The sequence below is a fragment of the Brevibacterium sp. BRM-1 genome, assembly GCF_026802075.1.
Classification (GTDB): Bacteria; Actinomycetota; Actinomycetes; order Actinomycetales; family Brevibacteriaceae; genus Brevibacterium; species Brevibacterium rongguiense.
Window position 1 is genome coordinate 894,381 of sequence record NZ_CP113788.1, and the last position, 17,909, is coordinate 912,289.

Consider the following 17,909-nt stretch of genomic DNA (forward strand, 5'->3'; position numbering starts at 1 on the left):
ATGCCATGCCCCGCGCCCTCGCTCTCTACCGGTTCCCCATCAAGGGGCTGCCAGCGCAGCCGCTGAATGCCTGCACCGCGCGGGTGGGCACCGGATTCGACGGCGACCGCGCGGCGGCGCTGAGCAACGGCGTGGCCGCCGCCGCCCAGGGCCGGTGGGACGACTGCGGCCACTTCACCGTGCTGAAGAACGACACCTCGCTCCAGCAGTGGCAGATCGCCTGCGCCGTGCGCGAGGCCGCCGCGCCGCAGGCCGGGCCCGACACGCACGGAAGTGCCGGGGGGTGCCGCGCGGGCGAACCGTCCGTCGTGGCCAGCGACATCTCGCTCACCGCGCCGGACGGCGCTCGGGCCCTCATTCGCACCGACGAGCCGGACAGCGTCACGGCGGGCACCCGCTTCCTCGCCGGGCGCCTCGAATCCCAGGGCGCGCACCCGCGCGAGCTCATCGTCGCCGATCAGGGCATGTTCGACTCCCAGGCCTCCGGCATCTCCCTCATCAACCCCGCAAGCGTCGCGGTGCTCGGCCGCGCCGCCGGCGACGAGTCCCTGGACCCCCTGCGCTTTCGCGGCAACGTACTGCTCGAGGGGCTGGGGCCCTTCGAGGAGTTCGACCTCGTGGGCCGCATCCTGCGAATCGGGGGCGTGCGCATGTGGATCCGCTCGACCATCGAGCGGTGCCCCGCCACGCGGGTCAATCCGGTCTCCGCGGCCGTCGACGTCAACGTCCCCCGGCTGCTGGCCGCCCACCTGGGCCACCTGCACTGCGGGGTCTACGGCGTGGTGCTCGAAACCGGGGAGATCCGGGCCGGCGATGAGATCGTCATCGAGGACCGCCCGCTCTCCCCTATCCCACCGCCGGGGTTCCCGGCTGCGCTGCGCAAACCGCTCACGGGTCCCAGGTCCATGGAGGTCACCGCCGCCGAGGTGCTCGACGGCAGCGCGGTGCGCCTGCGGCTGCGCGATCCGCTGGGCTTCACCGCCGAGCAGTACGCCCCGGGCATGCACGTGCGCGTCCACCTCGTCCATGACGGACTGCCGCTGTGGCGCACCTACACGCTCACCCGCGTGACGGCGGGCCCGTCGGACACCGGGCGACCCAAGACCAGCCCGGACGAGCTCGAGCTGCTCGTCGGGCTCGACGGCACGGTCTCCCACCTGCTCGCCGACCTGAACCCCGGCGACCGCCTGCTGGTCTCCGGGCCGTTCGGGCGCATCACGGCGCGCACGCTGCCCGGGCACACCGGTGTGCTCACCGCCGGGATCGGGATCACCCCCGCCCTGGCCCTGGCGCGGGGCATGGCGGCGGACGAGGTCGCGGGCCCGCTCGCCTTCTTCCACGTCGAGCGCGGCACGGAGCCGGGCCGGGTCTGCGCCGCGCTGGTCGAGGCGGCCGCGGAGGCGGGCGCGCCGCTGCAGCGCTGGTCGACCGCAGGCCACGGCCGCCCGGACCCCGCAGCCATCGAGGCCGTCCTCGCGGCGTGGAGCGCGGACCTGCCCCTCGACGACGTCGTCATCTGCGGCCCCGCCTCCTTCACCGCGGCCTGCCGTGAGGCCGCCGAGCACTTCGGCCTCGATCCCTCGCGCATCCACTCCGAGGTCTTCGCCTCGCCCCTGGCCCTCGACGGCCAGCCGCCGGACCTGCCGGACGCCCGCATCGCGGTGGAGGACCCGGGCGCGCGGGGAGACGGCGGCGCGGCCGCGCCGCGGGAGGTCCCGTGGACCCGGGACGAGGGCTTCATCCTCGATGCCCTCGAAACGGCCGGCGTGCCGGCGCCGTATTCGTGTCGCGGCGGCTCGTGCGGGGAGTGCGCCCTGCGGCTGCTGGACGGCTCGGTGGTCTATCCGCTCGAGCCGGCTGCGCAGATCGCGCCCGGGGAGGTGCTCACGTGCTCGGCCTACCCCGAGGGCGACATCGGCATCGAGCTGCGCTGACCGCCCACGTCGGCGCCGAGTGCTGACGGCGCGGGGCATCTGCCCCTGGTCAGGCAGTGCCGCGCCGCTGCTCCGGCAGAGGCGCCCCTACCCCTGGGTGGGCGCGTCGACCGCGCCGCCGAAGCGCCGGTCGCGGCGCGCGTACTCCTCGATCGCCGCCCACAGGGTGCGGCGATCGACGTCGGGCCACAGGACGTCCTGGAAGACCATCTCCGCATACGCGGACTGCCAGAGGAGGAAGTTCGAGGTGCGCTGCTCGCCGGAGGAGCGGAGGAAGAGGTCCACCTCGGGCACCTGGGGCTGGTAGAGGCGGGCGGCGAGCGCCTTCTCCGTCACCCGGCCCGGCTTGAGGCGGCCGGCGGCGATGTCCTCGGTAAGCGCGTTGACCGCGTCGACGATCTCCGAGCGGCCCCCGTAGTTGACGCAGAACTGCAGGGTCAGACCCGTGTTGTGCCGCGTCATCTCCTGCGCGTCCTCGAGCTCGCGGATGACGGAGCGCCACAGGCGCCCGGGCCGGCCCGCCCAGACGATGCGCACGCCCAGGGCGCTGAGCTCGTCGCGGCGGCGGCGGATGACATCGCGGTTGAAGCCCATGAGGAAGCGCACCTCCTCCGGGGAGCGCTTCCAGTTCTCCGTGGAGAACGCGTAGGCGGACAGGTGCTCCACCCCGATCTCGATGGCGCCGTGGATGACGTCGAGGAGGGAGGCCTCGCCCGCCCTGTGCCCCTCGGTGCGCGGCAGCCCGCGCTCATTGGCCCAGCGGCCGTTGCCGTCCATGACGACGGCGACGTGGCGGGGGACGAACTTCGCGGGGATCCGCGGCGGCCGCGCCCCCGAGGGGTGGAGCGGCGGGGCGGGATAGTCCTGTTGGCTCACCGCGCCAGTATCGCAGTCCGGGCTGGACGGGCGCCGGGAGGCTGAGCCACGGCAGGACGTGCGCCCCGGCGGCGCGCCGGTGCTCAGGCGCGCTCGAGGACGGCCAGGGACTTCACCTTGCGCTCCAGGTGCCACTGGACGTAACTGGAGGTCAGCCGCGCGCTCTGCGCCTTCGCGTGCTCGGGGGAGGCCTCCGCGGTGGGCCAGTCGCCGGCCAGCAGCGCGGCCATGTGCACCAGCGCCTCCTCACCGGGCAGGAAGGCCCCGTTCGGGCGGCAGGCGGGGCACAGCGCCCCGCCGAGCGGGGAGGAGAACGCGCGGTGCGGACCGGGGGCGCCGCACTGGGCGCAGTCGATGAGGCTGGGCGCCCAGCCCGCGCTCGACATGGCGCGCAGCAGGTAGGCGTCGAGCGACAGCCGCGGGGGGTGCTCGCCCTTGCACAGGGAGCGGATCGCGGAGACCAGCAGCAGGTACTGCCCGCGGGTGTCCGGCTCCGCCTCGCTCACGCGCAGGGCGGTCTCGGTCATGACGGTCGCCGCGGTGTAGGCGTCGTAGTCGCCCACGAGGCCCCGCCCGAACGGCTCGAGCAGCTCCACCTGGGTGACGATGTCGAGGCTGCGGCCCACGTGGCACTGGATGTCGACGAGCATGAAGGGCTCGAGCCGCGAGCCGAAGCGGCTCTTCGTGCGCCGGATGCCCTTGGCCACCGCGCGGATGACACCGTGGCTGCGGGTGAGCACGGTGATGATGCGGTCGGCCTCGCCCAGCTTGTGCCCGCCGAGCACCATGCCCTCATCCCGATAGAACTTCACCCGGCCATTGTCTCACCGCACCCCCGCCCGGGCGTGCAGGCACGGGCCGCCCGCGGCCCGGATTCGCTGTGGGCGCACCGCACAGCACCGCGCCCGAGGCGCGGGCCCAGGATCGCTGGGCCCGCGCCTCGGGCGCGGTGGCAGACAGTGGGCGGGGCAACCGGGTTCGCCGGGCCCCGCCACGGGGCGGCCGGCTCAGGCCTGGTCGCGCAGGGCCCGGTTGACGGCGGAGATGATCGCCTTGAGCGAGGCCCGCGTGATGTTGGGGTTGATGCCCACGCCCCACAGGACGCGGTCGCCCACGGCGAGCTCGACGTAGGCGGCGGCCTGCGTGTCCGCACCGGAGCCGATCGCGTGCTCGGTGTAGTCCTGCAGGCGGATGTCGAGGTCGAAGTTCTCGTTGAGGATGTTGACCAGCGCATTCACCGGGCCGGTGCCGCGGCCCTCGAACGTGCGCTCCTGACCGTCCACCCGCATGTCGATCTCGAGGCGCTCGGTGTTCTTGCCGGCATCGCCCTCGCCGCTGTGGGACTCCGTGCGCATCCCGAGGATGCGGAAGCGGCCCCAGGCGTCCGTGGGCTCGTCGCTGGGCAGGTACTCGTCGGAGAAGAAGGACCACAGCGCGGGCGCGGAGACCTCTCCCCCGGCCTCGGTGTGCTTCTGGACGACCTTGGAGAACTCCACCTGCATGCGGCGGGGCATGTCGAGGCCGTACTCGCTCTTGAGCAGGTAGGTCACCCCGCCCTTGCCGGACTGCGAGTTCACGCGGATGACCGCCTCGTAGGACCGGCCCAGGTCCTTCGGGTCGACCGGCAGGTAGGGCATGTCCCACTCCATGAGGTCGGTGGGCACGCCGGCCTCCTTGGCCCGCGCCTCGCGGTCCGCGAACGCCTTGTTGATGGCGTCCTGGTGCGAGCCGGAGAACGAGGTGAAGACGAGGTCGCCGCCGTAGGGGTGGCGCTCGTGGACGTCGATCTGGTTGCAGTACTCGACCGTGTGGATGACCTCGTCGATGTCGGAGAAGTCCAGCTGCGGGTCCACGCCCTGCGTGTAGAGGTTGAGGGCCACGGTGACGAGGTCGAGGTTGCCGGTGCGCTCCCCGTTGCCGAACAGGCAGCCCTCGATGCGGTCCGCGCCCGCCATCATGGCGAGCTCCGCGGCTGCCACACCGGTGCCCCGGTCGTTGTGCGGGTGGAGCGAGAGCGCGACGTGCTCGCGGTAGGGCATGTTGCGGCCGAACCACTCGATCTGGTCCGCGTACGTGTTGGGCGTGCCCCGCTCGACGGTGGCGGGCAGGTTGACGACGGTCTCCCGCCCGGCGCTCGGCTGCCACATGTCGAGGACGCTGCTGACCATGTCGAGCGCGAAGTCCGGCTCCGTGTCGACGAAGATCTCCGGCGAGTACTGGTAGCCGAAGTCCACATCGCCCAGCAGCGACTCCGCGTGCTTCATGACGGCCTGCGTGCCGCGCACCGCGATGTCGCGGGTCTGGTCGCGCCCGTCGCCGTCGAAGCCGAAGACCACCTTGCGGAAGACGGGGGCGGCGGCGTTGTAGAGGTGGATCGTCGCCTTGTTCGAGCCCACGAGGGACTCCGCGGTGCGCTCGATGAGGTCCTCGCGGGCCTGGGTGAGCACGGAGATGCGCACATCGTCCGGGATCGCGTCCTGCTCGATGATCTGGCGGACGAAGTCGAAGTCCTGCTGGCTGGCCGCTGGGAAGCCCACCTCGATCTCCTTGAAGCCCAGCTTGATGAGCAGGTCGAACATGCGCCGCTTGCGCTCCGGCGTCATGGGATCGATGAGCGCCTGGTTGCCGTCGCGCAGGTCAGTGGACAGCCAGCGCGGGGCCTTCTCCAGGCGCTTGTCAGGCCACGTGCGATCGCGCATGTCGAGCTGGATGCGGTCGAAGAACGACTTGTACTTGCCAAACGGCATGGGGGTGGGCTGCTGGGCATTCATGGGCTTCTGCCTTCCTTGCGGTGAATCCGGGCGGGGCCCTTCTGGGGCGCGGCTCGTCCGGCGCGACCGGCAGCGATCACTCCGCGGTGAGGATCCGGTCTGGGATCAGGCCTCGCCGCGGCAGTGAAGCAGAAGTCGATGCGTGAGCATGGCCACCACCCTACGCCCGGCTCGGTGTGGGCGCGGCCACAGGGTCCGCATGGTGAGACCGCACCCGAGGCGCGGGCCGGCCAGCCGGACGCCGCCGGCCGAGCGCCCGGCTGGCCGGCGGCCCGGGACTCGGATGGCCGGCGGCTGGGCACCCGGCTGGCCGGCGGCTGGGCACCCGGATGGCCAGCGGCCTGCCCGGCGAGCATGACGGCAACGGCGCGCGCCAGGCGGCAAAGGCGGCCGGCGGGCGACGGGCAGCGGCAGCGCGGCGAGGCGAGGCGAGGCGCAGCGTGTGCCGACCGGCTCAGAGCGTCCCGGTGTTCTTCTGGGAGATGCGGAACCCCTTGCCCGTCGAGGTGGACTTGCAGATGACGCCCTTCTCCGTCGAGTCGCACGTGTACCCGTGCGCGCTCATCGACGAGCCGTACTTCAGCTCCTTGCCGCCGGACAGCTCGGGCAGGTTCTGGCACGTGAACCCGGCGTTCTTGCCGTCCACGCTGAGCACGGTGCCGTAGTTCGGATTCGCGCAGTTCTCCGGCCGCTGCGGCGGCGAGTATGTGTGCTCCCCGATCGTGCAGTAGGCGCGCTCGGAGTCGATCCGGCACGCGATGTTCTTCGTCGGCGTCGTGAACGTCTTGGGGTCCGTGCCCTGCGCGGGCGCCGCGGCCGTGCTTGTCTCACCGCCGCCGTCCTCACCCGAGTCGAGCCCGGGCTCGCTCGAGCCCGCCGCCGGCGGCGGGGCGGGCGCGGCGGTCTGCTCGTCGCGGGTGTGCATCGAGTCCACGATGATGTAGGCCGCGACCCCCGCGAGCACGAGGAACGCCGCGATGACCACGGCGATTGCGGCGCCGGGAACGCCCCGCTTCGTCTGCGGGCCCTGGGGGCCCTGCCCACCGGGACCCGCCGGGCCGCCCTGACCGGGGGCGCCAGGACCACCGGGTCCACCGGGCTGGGACCCGTAGCCGGCTGCCGGCTGGGACCCGTAGCCCTGGCCGTAGCCGCCCTGTACGCCGTAACCGCCCTGCGCGCCGGCCGCGGCCGGAGTGCCATAGCCGCTCGAGGCGCCGGAGCCGCCCTGCCAGGCCGAGGAGCCCTGGACGCTCGAGGGACCGGAGGCACTCGAGGAGCCCTGTGAGCCGTATGCGCCCTGTGAACCGTAGGCATCCTGCGAACCGTAGCCGCCCTGGGAGCCGTAGCCCCCCGGTGCGCCCGGCGCGCCGAAGATCGGCAGCGAGCCGGTGGGCGGGGGGCCGAAGTCGGGCTGCGGGCCCACCCGGTACGCGCCGGCGGGCTGGGAGCCCGGCTGCGGCTGCGACCCCGACTGCGAATCAGGCTGCGACCCCGGCTGCGGGTCAGCGGCGGCACCGCCCGGAGCACCGGGCCACACGGAGGGCGCGGCCTGTGCCCTCGCCGCCTCGTCGTCGCGCCGAGTCGCGCGCGGCCCGCTGGCGGCGTGCGAGCCTCCGGCCGGGCCGTCGAGGCGGTCGTCGTGGGTCTCCTTCGCCAGGCGCGAGAGCTCTTCCATGCTCATCACCTGGGTCGATTCGCTATCCCCCGGGTCCGCGCCGGATGCTCCGGGCTGCTCCGCTCCCGACCACTGCGCTCCGGCCGGCTGTCCACCGGCCCCGCCCGCGCGGGGTCCCGCTGCGAAGGGATCGAACGCTGCGGCTTCGGTCCCGCCGGCCCCGCCGGCCGCCGAATCGAAGCCGGCACCGGAGGCCGCGCCTGCCCCCTCGGGGGACGCGGCGGACGACGGCGCCTGCGCGGAGCCGCCGGACTCGCGCTCGCCGATGAACAGCTGCGAGGTCAGCGAGTCCGCCGCCTCGTCGTCCTCGGGGCGGCGGCCGGGTGCGGGCTCCTCTGGCGGAGGGGGAAAGCTCATGGGGCGATTCTAGACAGCCGCGCCGCGAGTGGCGTTCACGGAATCGTCAACGTTTCGTGCCACCATGGTCCCATGACGTCTCGGAACCGACCCCGCACCCTGGGCATCGCCGGCGCCACCGCGCTCACCGCCGCACTCGTCGGCAGCGCCGTCTCCCCCGCCTCGGCCGCGCCCAGCGGCGACGACGCACTCGATGCGCCCGCGATCACCTCGCCCAGCGACTTCGCCGGGCCCACGCTGCGCACCCCGGCAGCAGCCGCGCCGAAGCCCCATGCGGACCCCACGACCGCGGCCGCGAAGGACAGCGGCCAGTCGACCATGAGCGGCTCCTCGCAGGACTCGTCCGGCACCGCCCAGGCCGCGGCCATTCCCGGCGTGGGCAAGAAGAACATGGCCAAGCTGCCCGCCGGCACCACCCAGGTCCTCGTCGCCACGACCAAGCAGCAGAAGGGCACCACGGCCCGCACGACGCTCTACACGCTGCAGGACGGCACCTGGAAGAAGGAGCGCTCGTTCGCCGGGCACAACGGCAAGAACGGCTGGAAGGCGAACCGGCGCGAGGGCGATCAGACGAGCCCGGCCGGCGTCTTCAGCCTCACGGCCGCCGGCGGCTACGACAAGAACCCCGGCACGAAGCTGCCCTATACGCGCGATGCCTCGATGCGCTCGGGCGCCGAGGCCCAGTACGGCGCCAAGGCCACGGGCGTGTTCGACTACGTCATCGCCATCGACTTCAACCGCAAGCCCGGCACGCCCCCGCGCGACGGCACCCAGCCGCTGGGCCCCAAGCCGGGCAGCGGGATCTGGCTCCACGTGGACCACGGCTCCGGCACGCACGGCTGCGTGACGCTGGCCAAGAACGACCTCAAGTACCTGCTGCAGACGCTCACCCCCGCTGCGAAGCCCCACATCATCATGGGCTCGGCCGCGGACATCGGAAAGTGAGCGCTGCGGGCGGAGCCCAGGCCCCCGTCCCGCTCACCGCTCTGCTGCCGGCCGCGGGCCCGCTCTCGCCCGCCGATGGCGAGGCCGCGCTCGTGGCGCTCTACGACGAAGGCCCCCTGAGCGGGCACACGCCGGGCATGCGCGTGCAGGCCAATATGGTCCTCTCCCTCGACGGGGCGGTCGTGGGCCCCGACGGCAGGTCCGGGACGATCTCCTCCCCCGCGGACAAGCGCGTGTTCTCCGTCCTGCGCTCGCTGGCCGACTGCGTGGTCGTCGGCGCGGGCACGGCCCGGGCGGAGCGCTACACGCGCCTGTCGCCCAAGCCGGCGCACCGGGAGCAGCGCGCGGCGCGCGGGCAGGCGCCCGTACCCGCCCTCGTCCTCGTCACCGCCTCGGGCGACATCGACACCGAGCGGCTCGACGCGGCCGGCAGCTCCCCCGTCATCGTCCTCACCTCCGCGGATGACCCGCAGATCCTGGCTCGCCTGCGGGCCTGGGCCGGGTCCGAGGCCGTTGCCCGGCTGCGCCCGGGCTTCGCCCCCGCCGAGGCGCTGGCCGAGCTGCGCCGGCGCGGCTTCGTCCGAGTGCTCACCGAGGGCGGCCCCTCGCTGCTCGGCGCCTGGATCCGCGCGGGCGCCGTCGACGAGCTGTGCGCGACGATCGCGCCCCTGCTCGCCGGCGCCGCGGCCGACGGGCACGCGCCCGCGGGGCTGCTGGGAGCGGCGCACCTGCGCGCCCCCGTCGGAGCCGTTCCGGCCAGCGTGCTCACCGGCGAAGGCGCCCTCATCTGCCGCTACCGGGTGGACGCACCGCCGGAGGCCCCAGAGGGCTGAGCGCGGACATGCCCCGAGCAGACCATGCGACCATGGCGGTGCGGCGGCGGCACCGGGCGGCCCCCCGAGCAGACCATGCGACCGCGGCGGTGCCGTGACCGCGCGCCCGGGTCAGTCGAGTCCAGCGGTGCGGAAGACGTCGGCGCGGCGATCGGGGACGTTCGCGTCGAGGAACTGCGCGACATCGTCGTTCCACTGGCGCCGGTCGACGTTCCACTCCTTCGTGTGGCGCGCCTTGCGGTAGGCCGGCATCCGCACGAGGTCGCTGCGCACCTTCGCCAGCGCATGGGCCGCGCGCGTGGGGACGAACTCATCGTCCTCGGAGTGGATGAGCAGGACCGGCTTGTCCAGCTCCGCGGCGCGCTGGACCCAGTCCATCCGGTCGAGGTCGAGCGGGGTCTCGAGCCCCGTGACCGGGCGCGCCCAGGGCCGGGTGATCATGTCGAGCGTCAGCCGGGCGATCGGCGTGGGCAGGAAGTTCTGCTTGGCCTGGTGGTCGAGCACGTCGTACCAGTCCACCACGGGACCGTCGAGGACGAGGGCGGAGATCGCGGCGCGATTGCGCCCCCGCGAGGCGGCCTGGAACGCGATCGCCCCGCCCATCGACCAGCCGAAGACCACGACGTCGCGCGCACCGTGGGCGAGCGCGTAGTCGATCGCGGCATCGACGTCGAGCCATTCGGTGTCGCCGAGCCCGTAGCGCGCACCCTTGGCCGCCCGCACCTCGGCGTCGTTGCGGTAGGAGATGGCGAGCGCCGGCATCTCGAGGGCATCGAGCACGGGGGCCGCCCGCAGGCCCTCGGCGCGCGAGCCGCCGCGGCCGTGGATGAGGATCGCCCACGTGCTGCGCGGGGTCGCCGAGGTGGTGGGCAGCACCCAGGCGGGCAGCCGCCCGGCGTCGGAGGTCAGCTCGATCTCCCGGTGCGGCAGGCCCGTGGCATCCGGGTGCGGGTAGGCGGTGCCCGTCCAGCGGCCGCGCCGGGCGGCGCGCAGATCGCCCGCGTTGACCGCGAGCACCTCGCGCGAGACGGTGTTGGACGCCGGGTCGTATTCGATGATGTCGCCGATCGTGGCGTGGCCGGTGCCGCCGGCGAAGTAGAGCCCGTACGTGCCGTTGACGAGCGTGTCCGGGGTGGCCGCGAGGTGGATCCGCAGGTCCTCGTCGAAGCCGTCGACGTGGAGGATCTCGACGTCGTCCTGGGCGTTGCCCGGGATGACGATGCGCCGGGCGAAGTAGACGGCGAGCCCGGAGGAGGCTGCCGAGACGAGCGCGCCGAGACCGGCGCCGATGCCGATTCCCGCCAGTGCCCACCGCAGGCCCCTGCGCGAGCCCCCACTGCCCTTGGCCATCTGCCCTACCTCCCGTTCACCGTTGCGGCCTGCACCAATCCTACCCGCGGCGCCTGGGCGGGCCGTGTGGAACAACCCGGGCCCGCCCCGTGTTTGCCCCGTATGGCCGCCCGCGCATCCAACCTCCGCCACCGCTCACCGGCCGCGCGCCGCGGGCCGGCCCCGCACACCCGTCCAGCACCCTCAGCACAGGAGGCACCATGACCCAGCCGCACACTCCCGCCGGCCCAGCCGAGCCGACCGGCACCCGCACCGAGGCGCAGTGGCGCGACATCCTCACCCCCGAGGAGTACGCGGTCCTGCGCGAGGGCGGCACCGAGCGGCCGTTCGTCGGCGAGTACACGGACACGACGACCACCGGCACCTATCGCTGCCGGGCATGCGGGGCGAAGCTGTTCACCTCGCAGGAGAAGTTCGGCTCGCACTGCGGCTGGCCGTCGTTCTACGCGCCCCTGGCCAAGGACACCGTGCGCTACATCACGGACTCCTCGCTGAGCATGGAGCGCGTCGAGGTGCGCTGCGCTAACTGCGACTCGCACCTGGGCCACGTCTTCCACGGCGAGGGCTATGACACGCCCACCGACGACCGCTACTGCATCAACTCGATCAGCCTCACGCTCGACGAGGGCTGAGCCGCATGGGCCCGCCGGGGCGGGCCTATGCTGGTGGCATGAGCAGTGAGAGCCCGCGACGCTTCGCCGCCTCCGATGTCACGATCGCGCCGTTCGCCCAGCTGAGCCCGGAGGACCTCTACGGCCTCCTGCAGCTGCGCTCGGAGGTCTTCGTCGTCGAGCAGGAATGCCTCTTCCTCGACCTCGACGGCGTGGACCTCTACCCGGAGACGCTCCACGCGATCCTGCCGACCAGCGTCCTCGGGCGCACCGGGCCCGTGCCCTTCCGCGACTCGCACGGCGAGCAGACGGGCCTGTCGCTCAAGCCCGCCGGCTACGCCCGGCTGCTGCCCCGCGGCCTCATCGACGGCCCCGCCGGGCACCCCGAGGGCCGCAGCATCGGCCGCGTCGTCGCCGACCCCGAGGTGCGCGCCGGCGGGATCGGCTCCGCGCTCGTGGGCGCGCTGGTCGAGCAGTTCGGCCCGGAGACGATGCTCACCCTCAACGGGCAGGCGCACCTGCGCGGCTTCTACGAGAAGTTCGGCTTCGCCGTCTCCGGCGACGAGTTCCTCGAGGACGGCATCCCGCACCTGCCCATGCGCCGCCCGGCGGGCCCGGCGGTGTGACGGCCCCCGCGGGGCGCCTCGTCCTGGCGGGTGCGAGCGGTTTCATCGGCGGCCACGTCGCCCGGTTCGCCGCCGCCCAGGGCTGGACGGTGCGCACCATCGGCCGCGCACCCGGTGCGGACGCCCGCTGGGACGACCCGGCGGGCCTCCGCGCGGTCCTCGAGGCCTCGGACGCCGTGCTCAACCTCGCCGGGCGCTCCGTGAGCTGCCGCTACACGAAGCGCACGGCCGACGAGATCTTCTCCTCGCGCACGGAGACGACGGCCGCCCTGGGACGCGCCATCGCCGCCTGCGACGCCCCGCCCCCGGTCTGGCGCAACAGCTCCACGGGCACGATCTACCGTGATGCCCGCGACCGGCCGCAGACGGAAGCCGCCGGCCAGCTGGGCTCCGGCTTCTCCGTGGCGGTGGCCCGCGCCTGGGAGCGCGAGCTCTTCGACGCGGCCGTGGACGTCCGCCGGATCGCGCTGCGCACCTCGATCGTGCTGGGCCCCGACGGCGGGGCGCTGGCGCCCATCGTCAACCTCGCGCGCATGGGCTTCGGCGGCCGCGAGGGCGACGGCGCGCAGGTCTTCTCGTGGATCCACGTCGACGACTTCACCCGCGCGGTGCTCCACCTCATCGCCGATGACCGGGTCAGCGGGGCCGTGAACGTCGCAACCGAGCACCCGGTGAGCAACGCGGAGCTCATGGCGCAGGTGCGCCGCGCATTCGGCACGCCCCTCGGCCGCGGCGGCGGTGTGCCCCTGCCGGCGTGGGCGCTGCGCGCCGGGGCGCGGATCATCCGCACGGAGGCCGAGCTCGTCCTCAAGTCGCGCTGGGTCGAACCCGAGGTGCTGGCCGCCTCCGGCTTCGCGTGGCGCTTCCCGCGCCTGCCCGCGGCGCTGGACGATCTCGCCGCCCGCACCCGGCGGGGGCTCCTGCCGGTCCAGCTCGGGTGAGCGCGCCCGCCCCGCACGGGCCCAACAGCCCGGCGACCGAGCACCGGATCGACACCGCCGTCCGCCGCCGGCTCGAGGCCCGCGGGCAGCGCTCGGGGCCCTGGACCGAGTTCTGCGTCTTCGTCCTCAAGCAGGCGTGGGCGTGCCTGTTCGGCGCGCTCATGCTCGCCTGCATTGTGGCCGCCGCCCTGTGGTACCCGGCTGGGGCACGCCTGGCACGCAACGACGCCCTCACCCTCGCGGCGCTGGCCATCCAGGCGGGCATGCTCGTCCTGCGCCTCGAGACCGCCCGCGAGGCGCTCGTCATCGTCGTCTTCCACGTCGCCGGCACCGCCATGGAGGTGTTCAAGACCCACGCGGGCTCCTGGGAGTACGCGGCCGGCGGGGTCCTCCACATCGGCGCGGTCCCCCTGTTCACCGGGTTCATGTACGCCGCGGTGGGCTCCTACCTCATGCGGGTGATGCGCCTGTTCGACCTGCGCTTCACCCGCTTCCCGCCGCTGTGGCTGGCGGGGGCGCTCGCGGCCGCGGCCTATGCCAACTTCTTCGCCCACCACTGGATCTGGGACGCCCGCTGGTGCCTCGTGGCCGCCGTCGTGCTCGCCTACGGCCGCTGCACCATGACGTTCCGGGTGCGGCGCACCACCGGCCGGATGCCGGTCGTCGTCGCGTTCGCGCTCGTCGCCGTCTTCATCTGGCTCGCGGAGAACATCGGCACGGCCGCCGGCGCGTGGGCCTACCCGGACCAGGCGGGCGGCTGGCATCCGGTGTCGATCGCGAAGCTCGGCAGCTGGTTCCTGCTCATGCAGCTCAGCGTCTTCCTCGTCACCCTCGTCAGCCGCCCGCAGGCCCCGGAGGACGCGCCCGGGCTCAGCGCCAGCCGGCGATGATGTCGGCCAGGCTGCGGCGCGGGCCCGTGTAGAAGGGGATCTCCTCGCGCACGTGCAGCCGGGCGCGGGTGTTGCGCAGGTCGCGCATGAGATCGACGATGCGGTCGAGCCGCTCGGCCTCGAATGCGAGGAGGAACTCGTAGTCGCCCAGGGCGAACGAGGAGATCGTGTTCGCCTTGATGTCCTTGTAGCCCGCGGCCGCCTGGCCGTGCTCGCGCAGCATGGCTGAGCGCTCCTCGGGATCGAGGAGGTACCAGTCGTAGGAGCGCACGAACGGGTAGACGCACAGGTAGTCCCCGGCCTCGGCGTCGGTGAGCAGGGCGGGCAGGTGGGACTTGTTGAACTCCGCGGGGCGGTGCATGCCGACGACCGACCAGACCGGCTCGAGGATGGAGCCCAGCAGCGAGCGGCGCACCACCGAGTAGGCCCGCTGGATGACCTCGACGCTGGGCGCGTGCCACCAGAACATGATGTCCGCGTCCGCGCGCAGGGCGGAGACGTCGTAGGTGCCGCGGACCACAAGGCCCTCGCTCTCGAGGCGGGCCAGGCCGTCGACGACCTCCGCGGCGAGCGCGGCGCGGTCGGCGTCGTCGATGTCCCCGCCGGCGGCGAAGACGGAGTAGCCGATGTAGCGGATCTCCTTGTTGTACTTCTCGATCTGCTCGGCGCTGGGCTGCGAGTAGCCGCTCATGTGCGTGTCACTCCTTCGGTTGGTGGTGTTCGACGTGCGGGGAGGTGGACCGTGCGGGGCGCAGGAGGCGCCCGACCGCCGTGCGGGCCCGCGCGATGCAGGCGGGGATGCCCACGCCGTCCAGGGCGGAGCCGGCCAGGGCGAGCCCGGGGACGGAGCCGAGCACGGCATCGAGGTCCGCTGCCGCCTCGAGGTGGCCCGGGGCGTACTGGGGCAGCGCGGCCGTCCAGCGCTGCACCTCGGTGTGGACGACGGTGTCGGCGCGGCCCGTGATGGCCATCCAGTCGGCGAGCGCGCGCTCGGCGAGCTCCGCATCGGGCAGCCGCTGCCAGTGCGCGTCGCCGTGGCGGCCGATGCTCATGCGCACGACCGCATGGCCGGCGGGCAGCTCGGCGGCCAGCCACGGCCACTTGTTCGAGGCGTAGGTCGAGGCCTTGATGAACGTCTCCTCGACCGGCGGGACGAGGAAGCCCGAGCCCCTGAGCTCGCCGCGGGTGCGCAGGACGGCGGTGACGAGCGCGGAATCGGCGTAGGGCACAGCGGCGAGACGGTGCGCGGCGGCTGCGAGGGCCGCGGCGTGCACACCGGCGGCCGTGCTCGGCTCGCCGGCCGCCGCTGTGGGCTCCGCGGACTCGGCGGCGCCGGAGAGCAGCGGGGCCGCGGCGTGGGCGGGCACGGCGAGGACGACGTCGTCGACGCGCAGCGCCTCGTGTGCCCCGCCGAAGGCCAGCGAGCCCCGGCGGGCGCCCTCGGCGCGCAGCGCCAGCTCCCAGCCGCCTGGGCGGCCCGCGCGGCCGCGGCGCTCCGGGCGCGGGGCCAGCGCCTCGACGCGGGTGCCGGTGCGCACGCGCACCCCCGCCGCGCGCAGCGCGGCCTCGAGGGCGGGCACGAGCGCGGAGATGCCGCCGCGGAAGCTGAGGAACACCGGGGCCGCGTGGGCCGCCTGCGTGCCGGGCACGTTCGCACCGCGGGCGGCGCTGCGCTCGGCGCGCACCGCGCGCACCGCCTCGAGCACCGAGGTGCCCTCCCGGGCAGCCGGCAGCAGCGCGGGCACGGTGGCCGCGAGCGAGAGCTCGCGGCAGCGGCCGGCGTAGACCCCGCCCACGAGGGGGTCGATGACGCGGTCCACGACGGCGTCGCCCAACCGGGCGGCGAGGAACTCGCCCACGGCCGTGTCCCCCGCCACGGGGGCCGTGAGCACCTCGGCGCCCACCCGCTCAACGTCCGCGGCCGGCAGCAGCCCGCGCAGCGCCTCCGGGTCGCCGGGCACGCCCATGAGGGTGCCCTGCGGCATCGGGTGCATGGCGCCGTCCAGGTAGAGCTGCGAGGCCTGGGCGGGATCCGGGAAGACGGGCTCGAGGCCCAGCTCGGCGGCGAGCCCGCGGACCTCGGGGCGCACGGCGAGGCTCGCCTCGGCCCCGGCATCGGCGCCTGCACCGGCCCAGCCGCCCAGGTCGGTGTGGCGCAGGCAGCCGCCCAGCTGGGCGCCGGCCTCCAGCACGACGATCTCCGCGCCCGGGTCGGCCCGGTGGGCAGCCCACGCGGCGCTCAGCCCGGAGATGCCCCCGCCCACCACCGCGATGCGGCGGGGCCGGGCCGACGGCACGGGCAGCGTACGCGAGGTCTGCGGGGCGGGCATGTCAGGCTCCGCGCTCGGCGAGGACCTCGCGGGACACGCGGTGGACCTCCTCGACGATGAGTCCCGGCACCCGCGGGTCGGTGCCCGGCAGCACGCCGTGGCCCAGGTTGAAGACGTAGCCGCCGTCGTGGGCGAGGCCCTGGCGCACGGTGGCCTCGACGCGGGGGCGCAGCGCCTCCCAGTCGGCGAACAGCATGGCGGGGTCCAGGTTGCCCTGCAGCGCCTGGCCGGGCTGCGCCCGGGCCGACGCGGCGGCGAGCTCGACGCGGAAGTCGACGCCCAGCGCGGTCGAGCCGGCGCGGCTCATGGGCCGCAGCAGCTCGCCGGTCTGCACGCCGAAGTGGAAGCTGGGGACGCGGTGGTGGGCCAGCGCGGCGAAGACGGCCGCCGAGTGCGGCAGCACGGCGCGCTCGTAGTCGGCCGGTCCCAGGTAGCCGGCCCACGAGTCGAAGAGCTGGAACGCCCGCGCCCCGCTGGCCAGCTGCACGTCGAGGAAGGTCGCGGAGATGGCGGCGAGCTTGGCCAGCAGCGCGTCGAAGAGCTGCGGGGCACCGAGCATCATCGCCTTCGTCTTCTCGTGGTTCTTGCTGGGCCCGCCCTCGATGAGGTAGCTGGCCAGGGTGAACGGCGCTCCCGCGAACCCGATGAGCGGCACGCCCGGGTGGGCCTCGAGGCCCTGGACGCTCAGGCGCACGGACTCGGCGATGTCGGCCAGCGCCTCGGGCTCGAGGGCCGGCAGCGCGGCCACGTCCGCGGCGGTGCGCACGGGGCTGGCGATGACCGGGCCCACGCCCGGCTGGATCTCCACGTCGATGCCGGCCGCCTGGAGGGGCACGACGATGTCGGAGAAGAAGATGGCGGCGTCCACCCCGTGGCGGCGCACCGGCTGCAGCGTGATCTCCGCGACGAGCTCCGGGGTGCGGCAGGCGCCCAGCATGGTCGTGCCCTCGCGCACGGCGCGGTACTCCGGCAGGGAACGGCCGGCCTGGCGCATGAACCAGACCGGGGTGTGCTCGACCGGCTGGGACAGGGCCGCAGCCTCGAGGACGGTGGGCGCCGGGGCTGGGCTGGCTGGGGTCTGCGCGGGCATGGCAGTCATCGTCTCAGACCGCCGGGCTGGGGGCGAACCGGGCCGGGAGCTGAGCGCGGGCGTCTCAGCACCGCCCCTGCGGTGGGCCGGACGCCGCTCATTCGAGCAGCGGGGTGTCCGCCGCTCATTCGGGCAGCGGGGTGTCCGCCGTGAGGCCGTGGAACACGCGGTTGACGTAGACGAGGGGCCTGCCGGGGGTGTCGACGACGATGTCGTCGATCGCCGCGACGACGACCGTCGAATCGCCCACGGGCACCTGCTCGAGACTGTGGCACAGGAGGGCGGCGTGGGCCGTGGGCAGCACGAGCTGGCCGCCGGGCAGCTCGAGCCAGCCCTGCTCCGGCGTGAAGCGGGGCGCGCCGGGCACGGCGAAGGAGCGCGCGATGCCCACCTGGGAGGCGTTGAGGAGGTTGACCGCGAAGCGCTGCGCGCCCAGCACCTTCGAGGCCGAGCCGCGCGAGCTCGTCACGGAGAACACGAGCGCCGCCGGGTCGAGGGAGACGCTGGCCACGCTCGAGGCCGTGAGGCCGAAGGGGCCCTCGGGCGTCTGCGCGGTGATGACGGCCACGCCGGCCGGATGGTTGGCGAATGCGTGCTTGTAGGCGCGGGGATCGACCGCCACGGTGAGACCTTCTTCTGGGCCGGGAGCTGGGAGGGGGCGCCGGCGCGGGCGGCCGCCC

Annotated in this window: 16 protein-coding genes; 7 read left to right on the forward strand and 9 right to left on the reverse strand. The window is 74.1% G+C overall.

The features are described from left to right. The first annotated feature begins 5 nt into the window (after positions 1-5). Positions 6-1,934, forward strand: a complete 1,929-nt coding sequence (locus BRM1_RS03950; RefSeq protein ID WP_268528488.1) for a 2Fe-2S iron-sulfur cluster-binding protein — start codon at positions 6-8, stop codon at positions 1,932-1,934. Between the two features lie 87 nt (positions 1,935-2,021). Here BRM1_RS03950 and BRM1_RS03955 read toward each other — a convergent pair whose 3' ends face one another. From BRM1_RS03955 to BRM1_RS03970, 4 genes are all read right to left on the reverse strand, one after another. Then, positions 2,022-2,810 (reverse strand): isoprenyl transferase, encoded by a 789-nt coding sequence (locus tag BRM1_RS03955; protein WP_268528491.1) that lies wholly within the window; start codon positions 2,808-2,810, stop codon positions 2,022-2,024. An 83-nt stretch (positions 2,811-2,893) separates the two neighbouring features. After that, a complete protein-coding gene (gene recO, locus BRM1_RS03960) occupies positions 2,894-3,622 on the reverse strand; it encodes a DNA repair protein RecO (RefSeq protein ID WP_268528494.1) in 729 nt (242 codons plus the stop codon). Positions 3,623-3,817: 195 nt separating this feature from the next. Further along, on the reverse strand, positions 3,818-5,581 hold the full coding sequence (gene leuA, locus BRM1_RS03965; protein ID WP_160953372.1) for a 2-isopropylmalate synthase: 1,764 nt from the start codon (positions 5,579-5,581) through the stop codon (positions 3,818-3,820). Positions 5,582-6,035: 454 nt separating this feature from the next. After that, positions 6,036-7,613 carry a hypothetical protein gene (locus BRM1_RS03970; RefSeq protein ID WP_268528497.1) on the reverse strand — a complete coding sequence of 526 codons (1,578 nt, stop codon included), beginning with the start codon at positions 7,611-7,613 and terminating at the stop codon, positions 6,036-6,038. A gap of 72 nt (positions 7,614-7,685) precedes the next feature. On the opposite strand from BRM1_RS03970, the gene BRM1_RS03975 reads away from it, so the two are divergent. Beyond that, positions 7,686-8,558, forward strand: coding sequence for a L,D-transpeptidase family protein (locus BRM1_RS03975; protein WP_268528505.1), 873 nt, complete (start codon positions 7,686-7,688; stop codon positions 8,556-8,558). Continuing rightward, complete coding sequence (locus BRM1_RS03980; RefSeq protein ID WP_268528508.1) at positions 8,555-9,391, forward strand: dihydrofolate reductase family protein; 837 nt, start codon at positions 8,555-8,557, stop codon at positions 9,389-9,391. Before BRM1_RS03975 ends, BRM1_RS03980 begins: the two co-directional genes overlap by 4 nt. 111 nt (positions 9,392-9,502) lie before the next feature. Here BRM1_RS03980 and BRM1_RS03985 read toward each other — a convergent pair whose 3' ends face one another. Beyond that, positions 9,503-10,741 (reverse strand): alpha/beta hydrolase, encoded by a 1,239-nt coding sequence (locus tag BRM1_RS03985; protein ID WP_268528511.1) that lies wholly within the window; start codon positions 10,739-10,741, stop codon positions 9,503-9,505. 200 nt (positions 10,742-10,941) lie between these two features. Between BRM1_RS03985 and msrB the strand changes: the two genes are divergently transcribed. Genes msrB through BRM1_RS04005 form a run of 4 tightly spaced genes read left to right on the forward strand, consistent with a single transcriptional unit; the run spans position 10,942 to position 13,809 of the window. Continuing rightward, complete coding sequence (gene msrB / locus BRM1_RS03990) at positions 10,942-11,373, forward strand: peptide-methionine (R)-S-oxide reductase MsrB (protein ID WP_268528513.1); 432 nt, start codon at positions 10,942-10,944, stop codon at positions 11,371-11,373. A 38-nt stretch (positions 11,374-11,411) separates the two neighbouring features. Further along, positions 11,412-11,978: a GNAT family N-acetyltransferase gene (locus BRM1_RS03995; protein WP_268528516.1), complete on the forward strand. Its 567-nt coding sequence runs from the start codon at positions 11,412-11,414 to the stop codon at positions 11,976-11,978. Continuing rightward, the gene (locus BRM1_RS04000) at positions 11,975-12,919 is read left to right on the forward strand and encodes a TIGR01777 family oxidoreductase (RefSeq protein ID WP_268528519.1); all 945 of its coding nucleotides are present in this window, start codon (positions 11,975-11,977) and stop codon (positions 12,917-12,919) included. Before BRM1_RS03995 ends, BRM1_RS04000 begins: the two co-directional genes overlap by 4 nt. After that, entirely contained in the window at positions 12,916-13,809 is an 894-nt protein-coding gene (locus BRM1_RS04005) for a DUF817 domain-containing protein (RefSeq protein WP_442864341.1), read from the forward strand. Before BRM1_RS04000 ends, BRM1_RS04005 begins: the two co-directional genes overlap by 4 nt. Here BRM1_RS04005 and hemQ read toward each other — a convergent pair. The 4 genes from hemQ to BRM1_RS04025 all read right to left on the reverse strand — a co-directional run bounded on the left by hemQ (position 13,790) and on the right by BRM1_RS04025 (position 17,851). Next, positions 13,790-14,500, reverse strand: coding sequence for a hydrogen peroxide-dependent heme synthase (gene hemQ, locus BRM1_RS04010; RefSeq protein ID WP_268528521.1), 711 nt, complete (start codon positions 14,498-14,500; stop codon positions 13,790-13,792). The genes BRM1_RS04005 and hemQ overlap by 20 nt on opposite strands. A 7-nt stretch (positions 14,501-14,507) precedes the next feature. Then, positions 14,508-16,139 (reverse strand): protoporphyrinogen oxidase, encoded by a 1,632-nt coding sequence (hemG, locus tag BRM1_RS04015; protein WP_268528525.1) that lies wholly within the window; start codon positions 16,137-16,139, stop codon positions 14,508-14,510. Between the two features lies 1 nt (position 16,140). Beyond that, positions 16,141-17,229, reverse strand: a complete 1,089-nt coding sequence (hemE, locus tag BRM1_RS04020; protein WP_235936532.1) for a uroporphyrinogen decarboxylase — start codon at positions 17,227-17,229, stop codon at positions 16,141-16,143. 124 nt (positions 17,230-17,353) lie between these two features. Further along, positions 17,354-17,851, reverse strand: a complete 498-nt coding sequence (locus BRM1_RS04025) for a flavin reductase family protein (protein WP_268528529.1) — start codon at positions 17,849-17,851, stop codon at positions 17,354-17,356. Positions 17,852-17,909: the final 58 nt, after the last annotated feature.